General features: G+C 67.2%; 13 protein-coding genes and 3 pseudogenes. 10 read left to right on the top strand and 6 right to left on the bottom strand.

The features are described from left to right. The 3 genes and pseudogenes from C0J29_RS27270 to C0J29_RS27260 all read left to right on the top strand — a co-directional run bounded on the left by C0J29_RS27270 (position 1) and on the right by C0J29_RS27260 (position 2,894). Positions 1–1,671 carry a virulence factor Mce family protein gene (locus tag C0J29_RS27270; RefSeq protein ID WP_120794135.1) on the top strand — a complete coding sequence of 557 codons (1,671 nt, stop codon included), beginning with the start codon at positions 1–3 and terminating at the stop codon, positions 1,669–1,671. Next, a pseudogene (locus tag C0J29_RS27265) lies at positions 1,671–2,403 on the top strand (mammalian cell entry protein). The gene C0J29_RS27270 and the pseudogene C0J29_RS27265 overlap by 1 nt, the downstream one beginning before the upstream one ends. Continuing rightward, positions 2,403–2,894 carry a mammalian cell entry protein gene (locus tag C0J29_RS27260; protein WP_120794134.1) on the top strand — a complete coding sequence of 164 codons (492 nt, stop codon included), beginning with the start codon at positions 2,403–2,405 and terminating at the stop codon, positions 2,892–2,894. The pseudogene C0J29_RS27265 and the gene C0J29_RS27260 overlap by 1 nt, the downstream one beginning before the upstream one ends. Positions 2,895–2,906: 12 nt before the next feature. Here C0J29_RS27260 and C0J29_RS27255 read toward each other — a convergent pair whose 3' ends face one another. From C0J29_RS27255 to C0J29_RS27245, 3 genes and pseudogenes are all read right to left on the bottom strand, one after another. Continuing rightward, positions 2,907–3,485, bottom strand: a complete 579-nt coding sequence (locus tag C0J29_RS27255; protein ID WP_120794133.1) for a hypothetical protein — start codon at positions 3,483–3,485, stop codon at positions 2,907–2,909. 85 nt (positions 3,486–3,570) lie between these two features. Then, positions 3,571–5,122: pseudogene (locus C0J29_RS27250) on the bottom strand (alpha,alpha-trehalose-phosphate synthase (UDP-forming)). Next, positions 5,064–5,228 (bottom strand): hypothetical protein, encoded by a 165-nt coding sequence (locus C0J29_RS27245; protein ID WP_120794132.1) that lies wholly within the window; start codon positions 5,226–5,228, stop codon positions 5,064–5,066. The pseudogene C0J29_RS27250 and the gene C0J29_RS27245 overlap by 59 nt, the downstream one beginning before the upstream one ends. 182 nt (positions 5,229–5,410) lie before the next feature. On the opposite strand from C0J29_RS27245, the gene C0J29_RS27240 reads away from it, so the two are divergent. The 5 genes and pseudogenes from C0J29_RS27240 (at position 5,411) to C0J29_RS27225 (ending at position 9,802) form a co-directional block, all read left to right on the top strand. Then, positions 5,411–6,292, top strand: a complete 882-nt coding sequence (locus C0J29_RS27240; RefSeq protein WP_370530961.1) for an enoyl-CoA hydratase — start codon at positions 5,411–5,413, stop codon at positions 6,290–6,292. 54 nt (positions 6,293–6,346) lie between these two features. Further along, complete coding sequence (locus C0J29_RS27235) at positions 6,347–7,180, top strand: SDR family oxidoreductase (protein ID WP_065047186.1); 834 nt, start codon at positions 6,347–6,349, stop codon at positions 7,178–7,180. Between the two features lie 263 nt (positions 7,181–7,443). Next, positions 7,444–8,238 (top strand): annotated as a pseudogene (locus C0J29_RS34045) (cellulose binding domain-containing protein); the annotation flags it as partial. Positions 8,239–8,373: 135 nt separating this feature from the next. Next, positions 8,374–8,988 carry a GH12 family glycosyl hydrolase domain-containing protein gene (locus C0J29_RS34040; protein WP_231513245.1) on the top strand — a complete coding sequence of 205 codons (615 nt, stop codon included), beginning with the start codon at positions 8,374–8,376 and terminating at the stop codon, positions 8,986–8,988. 28 nt (positions 8,989–9,016) lie between these two features. Next, a complete protein-coding gene (locus C0J29_RS27225; protein WP_120794130.1) occupies positions 9,017–9,802 on the top strand; it encodes an SDR family NAD(P)-dependent oxidoreductase in 786 nt (261 codons plus the stop codon). Positions 9,803–9,821: 19 nt separating this feature from the next. On the opposite strand, the gene C0J29_RS27220 is transcribed toward C0J29_RS27225, so the two are convergent. Beyond that, positions 9,822–11,405 (bottom strand): LCP family protein, encoded by a 1,584-nt coding sequence (locus C0J29_RS27220; protein WP_370530959.1) that lies wholly within the window; start codon positions 11,403–11,405, stop codon positions 9,822–9,824. Between the two features lie 268 nt (positions 11,406–11,673). On the opposite strand from C0J29_RS27220, the gene C0J29_RS27215 reads away from it, so the two are divergent. Next, entirely contained in the window at positions 11,674–12,333 is a 660-nt protein-coding gene (locus tag C0J29_RS27215) for an LppP/LprE family lipoprotein (RefSeq protein ID WP_120794128.1), read from the top strand. 56 nt (positions 12,334–12,389) lie between these two features. Then, positions 12,390–13,115 carry a DUF2510 domain-containing protein gene (locus C0J29_RS27210; RefSeq protein WP_371872468.1) on the top strand — a complete coding sequence of 242 codons (726 nt, stop codon included), beginning with the start codon at positions 12,390–12,392 and terminating at the stop codon, positions 13,113–13,115. A gap of 3 nt (positions 13,116–13,118) precedes the next feature. On the opposite strand, the gene C0J29_RS27205 is transcribed toward C0J29_RS27210, so the two are convergent. Both C0J29_RS27205 and C0J29_RS27200 read right to left on the bottom strand, forming a co-directional pair. Next, on the bottom strand, positions 13,119–13,508 hold the full coding sequence (locus C0J29_RS27205) for a hypothetical protein (RefSeq protein ID WP_065045445.1): 390 nt from the start codon (positions 13,506–13,508) through the stop codon (positions 13,119–13,121). Then, positions 13,509–13,748: a hypothetical protein gene (locus C0J29_RS27200; RefSeq protein ID WP_065045454.1), complete on the bottom strand. Its 240-nt coding sequence runs from the start codon at positions 13,746–13,748 to the stop codon at positions 13,509–13,511. It lies immediately after the preceding gene. Positions 13,749–13,875 lie beyond the last annotated feature (127 nt).

The raw sequence follows: 13,875 nt of genomic DNA, 5'->3' as shown, positions 1-13,875 counted from the left end.
ATGATCGACAGACTAACCAAAATCCAGCTGTCCATATTCGCGGCGATCACCGTGATCACGCTTACCGTGATGGCGATCTTCTACCTGCGGCTGCCGTCCACGTTCGGCATTGGAACCTACGGCGTGAGCGCCGATTTCGTAGCCGGCGGTGGCCTGTACAAGAACGCCAACGTCACCTACCGCGGCGTCGCCGTAGGCCGGGTGGAGTCGGTGCAACTCAACCCCAGCGGCGTCACCGCCGAGATGCGGCTCAACAGCGGCACCCCGATCCCGTCGAACGTCACCGCGACGGTCAAGAGTGTGTCGGCGATCGGTGAGCAGTACATCGACCTGGTGCCGCCGGCCAACCCGGCGCCCGGCAAGCTGCGCAACGGCGCCAAGATCGACCGGGCCAACACCCGCATCGGCCAGGACGTCGCCGACCTGCTGAAGAAGGCGGAGACGCTGGTCAACAGCCTCGGTGACACCCGGTTGCGCGAGGTGCTGCACGAGGCGTTCCTGGCTACCAACGGCACCGGACCCGAACTGGCCAGGCTGGTCGAGTCGGCGCGGCTGTTGGTCGACGAGGCCAACACCAACTACCCGCAGGTCTCCCAGCTGATCGACCAGGCCGGACCCTTCCTGCAGGCCCAGGTCCGCGCCGGCGCCGACATCAAGTCGCTGTCCGACGGGTTGGCGCGCTTCACCTCCGAGGTGCGCCGGGCCGACCCGCAGTTGCGTGACACGCTGGCCACCGCGCCGGGCGCACTGGACCAGGCCAACGAGACCTTCAGCGGTATCCGCCCGTCCTTCCCGGCGCTGGCGGCCAACATGGCCAATTTGGGCCGGGTGGGCGTGATCTACCACAAATCGATCGAGCAACTGCTCGTCGTCTTCCCGGCGCTGTTCGCCGCGATCACGACGGCGGCCGGCGGTGCACCGCAGGACGAAGGCGCGAAGCTGGACTTCAAGCTCGACCTCAACGACCCGCCGCCGTGCAGCACCGGCTTCATACCGTCACCGTTGATGCGCACGCCGGCCGACGAGACGGTGCGGGAAGTCCCGCGCGACATGTACTGCAAGACCGCACAGAACGACCCGACCACCGTGCGTGGCGCACGCAACTATCCGTGCCAGGAGTTCCCGGGTAAGCGGGCGCCGACGGTGCAGTTGTGCCGCGACCCGCGTGGGTATGTGCCGATCGGCACCAACCCGTGGCGCGGGCCGCCGATCCCGTACGGCACCCCGGTCACCAACGGGCTGAACGTGCTGCCGCCCAACCACTTCCCGTTCATCCCGCCGGGAGCCGATCCCGATCCGGGGACCCCGATCGTCGGTCCGCCGCCGCCCGGGGTGACGCCCGGCCCGGGTCCGGCGCCGCATCAGCCTGCCTACGACCCGCCGCCGCCCAACAACGTCCCGCCACCCCCGGGTAACCCGTCGTGGATGCCGCCGAACTATCCGCCGGTACCCCCGCAGTTGCCCTACCCCAAGTTCATCGAGCCGCCGGGGCCACCGGTCGGCACGGGTCCGGCGGAGGCCAACGGGGCTGCCTACACCACCACCTATGACCCGTCTACCGGCCGGTTCAAGGATCCGGCGGGCGGCACTGGTATCTTCGCGTCCGGCGTTACCGGGACCTCCAACGCCGAGAGCTGGGTGGACCTCATGCTCGCGCCGAAAAACTCTTAGTGGATCCAGTGGTGACAGAAGAACACGCGACGACCCAGCGCGTCCGCCGCCGGGCGTCGCGCGCGGCCGGTCCGCCGAAGGACGCGGCGGTCAGCGCCCCGGTAGCCGACGACGGCGAGGTCCGTGCCGACGACACCGCGGTCAAGACCAAGCCCGCACCGACGCGCCCCGCGAAGAAGTCCACGTCCATCAGCGCCCGGCCGCCCCGGCGGCGCCGGCCGAATAGCCGGATGGTCGGCTGGGTGTCCCTGGCCGCCTCGGTTCTGGTGATCGCCGGACTGGTGTGGGGTGTCGTGGTTCTGGCCGGCCAGCACCGCGCGGCCGACGCGCGGCAGGCCCGCGAGCAGCGCTTCGTCGACACGGCCTCCCAGACCGTCGTCAACATGTACAGCTACACCCAGGAAACCATCGACGAATCGGTCACCCGGTTCGTCAACGGCACCAGCGGCCCGCTGCGCAGCAAGTTCGGCAGCGAGAACGTCGAGTTCCTCAAGCAGCTGTACCGCAAGACCAACGCGACCTCCGAGGCGGTCATCAACGGCGCCGCCCTGGAAGGCATCGACAACGTCAGCGACAACGCGTCGGTGCTGGTTGCGGTGCGGGTGACCGTCGCTGACATCGACGGTGTCAACAAACCGTCCGAGCCGTACCGGTTGCGGGTCATCGTGCACCAGGACGAGCGCGGCCAGATGACCGCCTAACGACCTGATGTATCCCAACGGAGGCAACTGATGCGCCGGCTGCGGTGGCTTCTCCCGGTCGCCGGCGCCCTGGCCATCGTCGCGGTGGTGGCGTTGTCGGCGATCGGCGGCTGGTTCTACTGGGACCGGGTGGAGACCCGCGGTGAACAGGCCGCCCGGGCGGAGCTGCCGAAGCTGGCCGAGAAGGAGATCCCGCAGTTCTTCGGCTACGACTTCCAGACCATCGAGCGCAGCCTCAACGACGTCTATCCGTTGCTGACGCCGGACTACCGCCAGGAGTTCAAGAAAGTCGTCAACGCGCAGATCATTCCCGAGGCGAAGAAGCGGGAGATGGTGGTCCAGGCGGACGTGGTGGGCGTGGGAGTCATGGCCGCCAAGCGCAATTCGGCGACCGCGATGGTGTACATGAACCGCATCGTGACGGACAAGTCACGCGAGCCGCACTATGACGGCAGCCGGTTGCGCGTCGAATTCAAGCGCATCGGCGGTAAGTGGCTGATCTCCTACATCACGCCGATCTAGCCGGCCGTTCCGTTAGAAGCACATCGCAATGTCGTTGCACCGCAACGGATAGCGCTCGATCGGGCTCGCCGGGGGGCCGATGAGCTGCAGTGAGAACGGCTCTTTCTTCATGTCCGACTGCAGGCCGCAGACCGCGCCGTGCAGGATCGTGTGCGTACCGGCCATCGTCTCGTTGTCGAACGCGTAGGTTTCCTGGGTCGGGCCGGTCCCGCCGCCCGGGCACGAAACGCCGGTGGCCTTGTCGACCTGGAATGTCCACAGTCCGTTGGTCAGCCGGGCTCTGCCGCTGAAGTTCTGCAGTTGGTCCTGGTTGGTGATCGGCGCCTGGGGCGTGGCGCTGACCACGTTGAGAGCGCAGAAGTCCGCCATGATGTCCGGGTTGTCATAGTCCTTGTAATAGCGGCTGCCGTTGACCTGAATGCACAGCACGCCGATCGTCCAGGTCGCCGGAACCCCGGGTCCGTTGAAGGTGTACACGCCATCCGCCGGGGGTGCGACCGCATGCGCCGGGTCACCCGATTGCAGCACGAACCCGGTCGAAACGGCCAGGGCTACGCCCGCACCGGCGGCCAGCCCACGACGGATCTTCACGGTGCTCTCCCTTCCTGCCTACAGGTTCCACGCGCTGCATCTGAGTATCACAGCGATTGGCCGCGAAAACCAAGGAATCGGGCGGTCAGGTCCGCGCGCTCGGTTGCGTGTCTTCGGCCCCCGACGCCAGCGCGTCGAGAAATGAACGGGCCCAACGGTCTACGTCGTGGGCGAGCACCTGGCGGCGCATCGCGCGCATCCGGCGGCGACCCTCGTCCTCGGTCTGGGTGAGCGCCGCCTCGATCGCGTCCTTCACACCTTCCAGGTCATGCGGGTTGACCAGATACGCCTGACGGAGTTCTGCTGCGGCGCCGGTGAATTCGGACAGCACCAGGGCGCCGCCCAGGTCGCTGCGGCAGGCGACGTACTCCTTGGCCACCAGGTTCATCCCGTCCCGCAGCGGGGTGACCAGCATGACGTCGCTGGCCACGAAGAAGGCGATGAGTTCGTCGCGGGGGACCGGGCGGTGCAGGTAGTGCACCACCGGGTGGGCGACCTCGGCGTACTCGCCGTTGATGTGGCCCACCTGCCGCTCGATGTCGTTGCGCAGGATCTGGTAGCTCTCGACGCGCTCGCGGCTGGGCGTGGCCAACTGGATCAGCACGGTGTCGTCCCGCTTGGCGCGGCCCTCTTCCAGCAGCTCGTTGAACGCGCGGAGCCGAACGTCGATGCCCTTGGTGTAATCGAGTCGATCGACGCCGAGCAGCACCTTGCGCGGGTTGCCGAGTTCGGCGCGGATCTCCCGCGCCCGGCGCCGGATGTTGCGGTCCCGGGCAGCGTGGTCGAGCGCGCCGGAGTCGATGGAGATCGGGAACGCGCCGACCCGCACGACGCGGGACTCGTATTCCACCTCGCCGAACCGCGACCGCACCCCGACCGAACCGCGCGAGGTGTTGGCGCCGATCAGTTGCCGGGCCAGGACCAGGAAATTCTGGGCGCCGCCGGCCAGATGGAAGCCCACCAGGTCGGCGCCGAGCAGACCCTCGACGATCTCGGTGCGCCACGGCAGCTGCCGGAACAGTTCCACCGGTGGGAAGGGGATGTGCAGGAAGAAGCCGATGGTCAGGTCCGGCCGCAGGCTCCGCAGCATCTTGGGCACCAGTTGCAGCTGGTAGTCCTGGACCCAGACGGTGCCGTTCTCGGCGGCCGCGCGTGCGGTGGCTTCAGCGAACCGGCGGTTGACGTCGACGTAGCGGTCCCACCATTCGCGGTGGTAGATCGGCTTGACGATGACGTCGTGGTACAGCGGCCACAGGGTGGCGTTGGAGAATCCCTCGTAATAGTCCGCGACATCCTCGGCGCTCAGCCAGACCGGATGAAGCTGGAGTTCGTCCTGGACGATCGGCTTCTCGTCCGGTTCAGCGACATCGTCACTGACCAGGCCGGGCCACCCTATCCAGGCGCCGCGGCGCTTGCGCAGCAGCGGCTCGAGAGCCGTGACCAGGCCGCCGGGGCTGCGCTTCCACGTGGTGCTGCCGTCGGGCAGCCGTTCCATGTCGACGGGTAGCCGGTTGGCCACCACCACGAAGTCGGAGTCGCCGAAGCCTGCCTTCGCAGACCGGCCGCTCCTGGCAGCCATTAGTTTTCGTGCTTCGCCGGACCAATACCGAGCATGGACAGGAAGACGCGGCACTCATCGGCGTCGGTGGCGTACGCGGCGACCACGCGCCGGGCCTGACTTGCGGTGCTGTCGGCCAGCGGTTCCACGTCGCCGATGTCACCATGGTCCGTTTTTGTTGGCATTGGTCAATGCTAAGCCAAGACGTGCTATGGGCCCGTCGCCAGTCGGCAACCCAGCCGTATCCCGGTTACACACTCGCCGTAATGTGTAAAGCCCAAGCCCCGTGACAAGTGAGGTGGGCGGAATGACACTTTCCGATCAGACCAGCGCTGGCGCTGAGTCCCAGAACGCCGATACCCCGCAGATGGTGGTCTACGAAACGCTGGATGAGGGCCGTATCGCGCGGATCTGGCTGAACCGGCCGGACGCCCACAACGCGCAGAACCGCACCCTGCTGGTGCAGCTGGACGAGGCGTTCGCGCGTGCCGAGGCCGACGACACCGTGCGTGTGGTGATCCTGGCGGCGCGCGGCCGCAACTTCTCCGCCGGCCACGACCTCGGGTCGGAGGAGGCGATGCTGGAGCGCAAGCCCGGGCCGCACCAGCATCCGACGTTCCGCTCGCACGGCGCCACCCTCGAGCCGATCGTTGAGAAGCTCTACCACCAGGAGTGGCACTTCTTCTTCGAGAACACCCGTCGCTGGCGCGACCTGCGCAAGATCACCATCGCCCAGGTGCAGGGCAACGCCATCTCGGCCGGGTTGATGCTGATCTGGGCCTGCGACCTGATCGTGGCCGCCGACAACGCCAAGTTCAGCGACGTGGTCGCGGTGCGGCTGGGCATGCCGGGCGTCGAATATTATGCGCACCCTTGGGAATTCGGCGCGCGCAAGGCCAAAGAGCTACTGCTGACCGGTGATTCGCTGGATGCCGACGAGGCCTACCGGCTCGGCATGGTGTCCAAGGTCTTCCCGCTCGACGACCTCGAGGAGAAGACCCTCGAGTTCGCGCGGCGCATCGCCGAACGACCCACCATGGCGTCGCTATTGGTGAAGGCCTCGGTCAACGCGGCCGCCGACGCCATGGGCTTCACCGAGGCGCTGCGCCACGCGTTCCACGTCCACGAACTCGGGCACGCGCACTGGGCGGCGCACAACGAGAACAGATTCCCGGTCGGGTTGCCGCCCGACGTCGAGGACTGGCGCACCGCCCGGCCGACCAAGGTCGCCCGCCGCGATATCCCATAGCGCGCATGGTTCGATAGTTAGAACCTGTTTCAGTTTCGGCGCGAGGGGCTCTCAGTGCAGCTTTCATTCACCGACCGGACATACCTGGTCACCGGCGGCGGCAGCGGTATCGGCAAGGCGGTGGCGACCGGCCTGGTGGACGGCGGCGCATCGGTGATGATCGTCGGCCGAAACGCCGACCGGCTGGCCGAGGCCGTCGCCGAGATCGAAGGGCTGCAATTGTCCGGCTCGATTCGCTACGAGCCGGCCGACGTCACCAACGAAGACGAGGTCGTCCGGGCCGTGGATGCCGCAACGGCATGGCATGGCCGGCTGTACGGGGTGGTGCACAGCGCGGGCGGCTCGCTGACGGTCGGACCGATCACCCACACCGATTCGGAAGCCTGGCGGCGCACCGTCGACCTGAACGTCAACGGCACCATGTATGTGCTCAAGCACGCCGCGCGGGAGTTGGTGCGTGGCGGGGGAGGGTCCTTCGTCGCCATCTCTTCGATCGCCGCCAGCAACACGCACCGCTGGTTCGGGCCGTACGGGGTCACCAAATCGGCCATCGACCACATGATGCAGCTGGCCGCGGATGAGCTCGGGGCGTCGTGGGTGCGGGCCAACAGCATCCGTCCCGGCCTGATCCGCACCGACCTGGTGGACGCCAGCGTCATCCAGTCGCCGGAGATCAGCGGCGACTACGCGCTCTGCACGCCGCTGCCCCGGATCGGTGAGGTCGAGGACGTCGCCAACCTGGCCATGTTCCTGCTCAGCGATGCGGCCAGCTTCATCACCGGCCAGTGCATCAACGTCGACGGCGGCCACATGGTGCGGCGCGGACCGGACTACTCCTCGATGATGGAGCAGATGTTCGGCGCCGACGCGCTGCGCGGAGTGGTGTAGGCCGCCCGAGCCGCCCGATTCGCCCGAGCAGCCCGAGCCGCGCTTTATTGCGGTGCGCTAAGTAATTGCGGGCAATTTGGTACGCCCGTTGCGCATTCCCCATTATTTGTGAAGTCCTTTGACAACACCGCCCTGTGTGTTCAAATTCGCTGTTTCTGAACACCCTGTAGACCAGTGCGTGCTACGTTCGGCCGATGTGTTCGTTATCCGTTCGATATATGCCTGTTATAGGCAGATATTGCTCGTGATCTAAGGAATTAGACATGTCGTATGTGATTGCCGAACCAGAGCTGCTGGCGGCCGCGGCGGCGGATTTCGCCGGTATCGGCTCGACGCTGACGGCGGCCAACACCGCGGCCGCGGTGCCCACCACCCAACTGGCGGCGCTCGGCGTGGACGAGATATCGGCCGCGGTCAACGGATTCCTCAACCTGCAGGCCAGGCAGTACCAGGCGATCAGCGCGCAGGTGGTTGCCGCCGTCAACGCCCGCATCGTGCAGGCGCTGAGCGCGGGCGCGCAATGGTATGCCGGCACCGAGACGGCGGTCGCGGCCTCGCTGCGCAACGCGGAGCAGCAGGTGCAGGCCCAGTTGCAGGGTGTGGTCAGCCTGCTGACGGGTCGCCCGGCTCCGGCCACCCCGTCCACGTCGACCCCGACCGAGCCCACGACTCCCACCACACCGACGACGCCCACCACGCCGACGACGCCCACCACCCCGACCACGCCCACCACGCCGACGACGCCGACCACGCCCACCACCCCGGCCGGTCTGTCCGCGACGTACACGACGGCCTCGCAATGGGACGGCGGTTTCATCGGCAAGTACACAATCACCAATTCCACGGCCACGCCGATAAACAATTGGCAGCTGCAATTCACCATGCCTACCGGCTCGTCGGTGTCCAGCGCCTGGGGCGGCCAACTCGCCCCGACGACAACGCAGCAGTACACCGTGACGCCGGCGAGCTACAACGCGACGATCGCACCCGGGACCTCCGTCGAGGTCGGGTTCCAGGCCGCCCACACCGGCGCCTACGCGCCCCCGACCAATCCGCTGATCACCGGCACCCCCGGCACCACGACGCCGACCACCCCCACCACGCCCACCACCCCGACCACTCCGCCGACCCTCCCGACCGGCGGAACCGTCATCTCCACGCAGTACGGATCGACGACGATCACCGGCGGCTACGTGGTGCAGAACAACGCCTGGAACAACCCGGGCGGTCAGGCCATCACGGTCAGCCAGACCGGGTTCACCATCACCACCGAAAACGGCTCCGCCCCCACCAACGGCGCCCCGCTGGGCTATCCGTCGGTCTACGCGGGCGTGCACTACGGCAACGCGTCGACGGGCACCAACCTGCCCATTCAGCTGGGTCAGATCAACAGCGCGACCACCAGCATCGACTACAACTACGTCACCGGCGGAACCTGGGACGCGGCCTACGACATCTGGCTGGACCCCACACCCAAGACCACCGGAGTGAACAACCAGGAGATCATGGTCTGGTTCAACCACCAGGGCCCCATCCAGCCGGTCGGCGCCCCGGTGGGCAGCACCACGATCAACGGCAAGACCTTCACGGTGTGGGACGGCAGCAACGGCCAGAACAACGTCATGTCCTACGTCGCGAACCAGCCCATCGAGGTGTGGACCTTCGACGCGATGGACTTCATCGACCACACCGCCACGATGGAGTCGATCACCGACTCGTGGTACCTGACCAGCATCCAGGCCGGCTTCGAGCCGTGGAGCGGCGGCGTCGGACTGGGGGTCGACTCGTTCTCGGCGACGGTGAACTGAGGTTCCCTGCGCGCGTTACGCTTCCGGCATGAAGCGACTGGATGGTCAGCGGATCCTGGTGACCGGCGCCGGATCGGGGATCGGGCAGGCCACCGCGCTGCGCCTGCTCGACGAGGGGGCCACGGTGGTGGGCGCCGACGTCGTGGTGGACGGCCTGGTGACCACACGGGACCGGGCGGCCGAGTCCGCCGAGCGGTTCACCACCAGCGTCATCGACGTCGCCGACGAGCGTTCGGTCACCGCCGGAGTGCGCAGTGCCATCGACACCCTCGGCGGGCTCGACTCACTGGTCAACGCAGCCGGCATCCTGCGCGCCGCGCACACTCACCAGACCAGCCTCGAGCTGTGGAACAGCATCATCACCGTCAACCTGACCGGCACGTTCCTCATGGTCCGCGAAGCGTTACCAGCGCTTCTGGACAACCCGCGCAGCACCGTCGTCAACTTCAGCTCCACCTCGGCGAGCTTTGCCCACCCATACATGGCGGCCTACGCCGCCAGCAAGGGCGGCGTGCAGGCGTTCACCCACTCACTGGCCCTGGAATACGCCGCCGCCGGACTCCGCGCGGTCTGTGTGGCCCCGGGCAGTATCAAGTCCGGTATCACCGACGCCACCGGTGGCTACATCCCGAAAGACGCCGACTGGTCGCTGTTCGGCCGTTTGATGCCGATCCTGTCCACCACGGAGAAGTCCAGCGGCGCCGGCATGGCGGACCCGTCGGTGATCGCCGGCGTCATCGCCATGCTGGTGTCTGAGGACGGCAAGTTCATCACCGGCACCGAGATTCGGATCGACGGCGGAACGCACGCCTGACGGCGCTGCGTCGCGGGCCTCAGTTGACGCAGGGCACCCCGCCGCCGTCGATCGGCTTTCCCCGATCGGGCGTCGGGTAATTGGTGTAGGTGCCGTTGTAGTAGTAGCCGCTGCTGCTCGGCTTGGTGGTTGTGGTGGTCGTCGTGGTCGTGCTCGTCGTGCTGGTCGTATCCGACAACTCGTCGGCGGCCGGCATGGAGAAGTTGGTGTCCACGGTGACCCGGATGTGCCCGGGTGCGATCAAGGCGTCGGCCTGCTTGGGTGCGTCGACACCGAGCAGGGTGGCCATGCTCTGCGCATCGGTTTCCGCGCCCGCGCCGTACTGGATCGTGGTCGTCGACGGGTCGCCCGATTGCCGGTCGCGGACCTGCCCGGCGGTGTAGCCGCGCTTCTTCAGCGCGTTGGACACCTGGGTCGCCAGCCCGCTGATGCTCCCGGCGTTGACGACGTCAACGATGGTCGACGGGTTCGGCTTGGCGCTCGTGGTGCTCGGTGCTGTCGTCGGCGAATCCGTTCCGAGGGCCGCGGCGATCTCGGCCTTGATGGCAGCCGGGTCGATGATGTTGACGTCCTGGCCGTCGATGTTGTCGTAACGCACCACGGGCAGCGTCCGGAACTCGACGTTCCCGCCCGCCAGGTCGCCCATCCGGCGGAACAGCGCCTCATCCCAGCCGGCGGACAGCACGACGTCCTTGCGTGCGACGGCCATCAGGCTGTTGAGCCGGTCGAAGTTCGTGAAGGTGCCGGTGTCCTGCAGTTCGTGCATGACCGAGGACAGGAAGGCCTGCTGACGGTGGGTCCGGTCCAGGTCGCCGTTCTCCAGGCCGTGCCGCTGTCGCACGAAGGACAGCGCCTGCGACGCGTCGAGGCGCTGCCGGCCGGCCGGGAAGTCGGCTCCGGAATACGAGTCGTAGACCGGATGGTTCAAACACACCTCGACGCCGCCCAGCGTCTGGGCCAGGTCGAAGAAACCGGCCAGGTTGACCTCGGCGAAATAGTCGATGGGAACTCCGGTGAGGCTGCGTACTGCGCGCAGTGTGGCGGCTCGCCCGGCTTCGCGTCCCCGCGTCTCGAGTTCGTGCTGTGAGCTCGCGCCCTGGTTGGCGAGTTGGTTGGCGACGTACTGCTTGGTGAGCCCGTACGCCTCCTTGATCTTGATGTGGTTGTAGCCGGGAACCCCGTTGAAGGGCACCCAGTCGTCGCGTGGAATGGAGAACGCGACGACCTTCCCGTCGGCGCTGACGTGCACGAGTATGAGGGTGTTGGTGTTGTAGCCACCCTGATCGGAGTCGCCGGCGTGCAGGTACTTCAAGATCGACCAGGGCAGGTCGTTGCCCTCCTGGTCCTTGCGGGAGTCCAGCCCGATCAGCAGGATGTTCATCGTGTTACCGGTGGACCGGGGGTCTTCGGCGGTCAGAGCCTGCGAAATGGTGATGCCGCCGAGCGCGCCGTGCGCCACGTAATAGCCCGCGCCGGTCATGCCCAGCGCCACCGCCGACACCAGCGTCATGAAGCCCCGCGACAGCCGTCGGCGAAGCTGCGAATGGTTCCCGCGCGCACGTTGATTCTTCTGTAGGCGGTGTGCGCCGCCGGAACGCCCCACTAGCGGCCCCGACCAGACACCAGCGCACCGGCCGGCAGCGGGCCGGCGGTTTGCGGTGAGGTCGTTCGACGCATGCCGTCTAGTATGCGGTAGCTTGCTGCGAACCCCCCAACAAAAAGTTGCTGATGTGGGCAGATTCACCTGGACACGCCGGCGGTAGCGGCGTCGCTAAAATGTCGCTACCAGCCGTTTCAGGCTACAATCCGCCAAGCCCGGCGGTCGTTTAGAGCTGTTGAGGCACGATCGGGTCGGAAGGGTCTGTTCAAAGATGGTTGCTGGGGAGGTCGACCCGGACTGGCCGCCCCCGGCGTATGACCCCACCGACGACCTGGATACCAGCGCACCCGGCCGGGGACGCATCGGCTGGGTGGTCGCCGCGTTAGTCATGCTGGTCTGCCTGGGCGCGGTGGCGGTGTTCGCTTTCGGCGGCGACGATCGAGGCCCACGCGCGGCCAGATCGGCGCCATCCTCCTCGACCACGGCGGCGCCGACGACCTCCGTCGCGGGCAACCCCGCCGCCTGTGGGCCGGACGAAGCCGCGGCCCTGACCGCGGCGCTGGGCCAGGTTGCTCCGGACCGCAAGACCGGCAAGCAATGGGACCGCAACGCCTCGGCCAGCAACTACAACGCGTGCGCGGACCTGTCCGCGATCGTGGTGACGGTGCAGGACGGCACCAGCAGTTCGCCCGACCTGGCGCTGCTGTTTCACCGCGGCGGGTATGTCGGGACCGCCACCCCCAGGGCTTACCCCTTCACCGAGCTGGAGGGCCCGGCGTCCACCAACGACACCGTCGTCCTCACCTATCGGACTCAGCAGAGCTGCTCCACCTGCACCGACGGGATCCTGACCACCGTCGGGTTCCAGTGGAAGGGCGACAAGGTGCAGATGCTCGACTGGCCGCCGGAATCGCTGGATTCGCCGCCTTAGGCGCCGGCCATCAGCACGCCCACCCCTGACTTCCGCCGATCGAATGGAGCTTGACCGTGCCGACTGCACCGCCGGCAGGCTGGTACGTCGATCCCGACGGTTCGCCGGGTCAGCGCTACTGGGACGGTGAGCGCTGGACGACGCACCGGCGGCCCAAGGGGACTAAGCAGCCGACCGGGCTGCGTCGGCGGTGGGACGTCCTGCCGGCACCGCTTCGGGTAGCACTGCCGGTCGTTCTGGTGGTGGCCCTGGCCGGCATCGGTTGGACCCTGTGGTCCGACCCGCCGCGCGATGACTGGGCCGGCCTGCCGGGCCGGCTGAACTGCCGGCTACAGGAAGGGCCGAAGCCGCCCGACAGCATCACCGTGTCCGGCGTCGAGGTGAAGCACCCCCGCAGCAGCGTGCTGCAGCTGACGATTCACTTCGCCAAGCCGCTGCCGCCGTCGCCCACGGGAACGCAATCGACCAAGTTCGTCGGCTACGTCCTGACCTACAGCGTGGCCAATAACGGCCGCAAGTTCGCCGAACTGGGTCCCGAGCAGGACACCGACGACCTGGCCATCACCAGCACCCTGGCTGCCGAGGGGACCGACGCGCGGATGCGGCCCGACCGGGACACCAATGCCCGCCGGGTGGCGCCGGACACCGTCCAGATCCTGCTGGACCTCACCCGCCTGGGCATCGACAACCAACCGGTGCAACCCGACTTGACGCTTGACGCGCAGTTCAACACGCCGTCGGTCACAACGGTGCGGTTCGCGGCGCAGGCGTGCCGCGGCTGAGTCTCAGCAGTACTGGTAGTCGATGTGCCAGCGGCCGTTGACGTAGTCGGCGACAAAGTGGCCACCGAGCTGCGGATCCGAATCGTTGATGGTTCCCGATCCACCGGTGTTGGGGGTGAACCCGGGCGGATCCCAGGTCACCGATTGCGGGTTGGCCGGTAGGTCGGGGGTGCAACCCGCCTGCTTGGCGACATAGCCGTCAGTGATTCGGCGTTCCGCGGTGGCTTGGTCGCCGCCGTCGGGCGCCGGGTCGGCGGGGCACAGGTAGCCGGCGCCGCAGAAATTCTCGTGCGCGGTGACGAGGGCGATATCGGTCACCGGCACCGACGCGATGGCACCGCCGATCAGCATCGCCGACACGACCAGTGCTGCTATGCGCGCATGCCCTGCCATTCAGCGGACCCTCTCGATCTCCTCGCCGGACGTGTAATACAACGGGATATTCGAACCAATCACACTTTCGATAAGGAATATGCCGAATGGTTCCACTTCGTAGTAATAGTGTACGTCGCCATTAGCGTCTACCGCGGTGGCGCAGGAGCGGCCCGGGGCCCCGCACCGCTGCTTGATCGGCATGGCCAGGGCCGCCACCACCAGCAGCACGGAGATTCCGATCACCAGCGGCTTTGTCATCGAATCGCGAGCTTTCGCCAGGGCTGCACCCACGGCAGTGTAGGCGACCGCAATTCCCGATGCCGCCTTCAGAAACTGTTCACCCGACATGTTCTGCCCAATTGCGCCGGCGGGTGATCGTCGGCAG

The organism is Mycobacterium paragordonae, from assembly GCF_003614435.1.
GTDB lineage: Bacteria > Actinomycetota > Actinomycetes > Mycobacteriales > Mycobacteriaceae > Mycobacterium > Mycobacterium paragordonae.
Note: the sequence above shows the minus strand (reverse complement) of the source record. Positions and strands in the feature narration are given on the sequence as shown.

What these genes read in the sequence shown, in the direction of transcription:
- C0J29_RS27245 (WP_120794132.1), bottom strand. Translation starts at nt 5,228, where the DNA reads ATGCCAACAAAAACGGACCATGGTGACATCGGCGACGTGGAACCGCTG.
- C0J29_RS27205 (WP_065045445.1), bottom strand. Translation starts at nt 13,508, where the DNA reads ATGGCAGGGCATGCGCGCATAGCAGCACTGGTCGTGTCGGCGATGCTG.
- C0J29_RS27200 (WP_065045454.1), bottom strand. Translation starts at nt 13,748, where the DNA reads ATGACAAAGCCGCTGGTGATCGGAATCTCCGTGCTGCTGGTGGTGGCG.
- C0J29_RS27240 (WP_370530961.1), top strand. Translation starts at nt 5,411, where the DNA reads ATGGTGGTCTACGAAACGCTGGATGAGGGCCGTATCGCGCGGATCTGG.
- C0J29_RS27270 (WP_120794135.1), top strand. Translation starts at nt 1, where the DNA reads ATGATCGACAGACTAACCAAAATCCAGCTGTCCATATTCGCGGCGATC.
- C0J29_RS27215 (WP_120794128.1), top strand. Translation starts at nt 11,674, where the DNA reads ATGGTTGCTGGGGAGGTCGACCCGGACTGGCCGCCCCCGGCGTATGAC.
- C0J29_RS27260 (WP_120794134.1), top strand. Translation starts at nt 2,403, where the DNA reads ATGCGCCGGCTGCGGTGGCTTCTCCCGGTCGCCGGCGCCCTGGCCATC.
- C0J29_RS27225 (WP_120794130.1), top strand. Translation starts at nt 9,017, where the DNA reads ATGAAGCGACTGGATGGTCAGCGGATCCTGGTGACCGGCGCCGGATCG.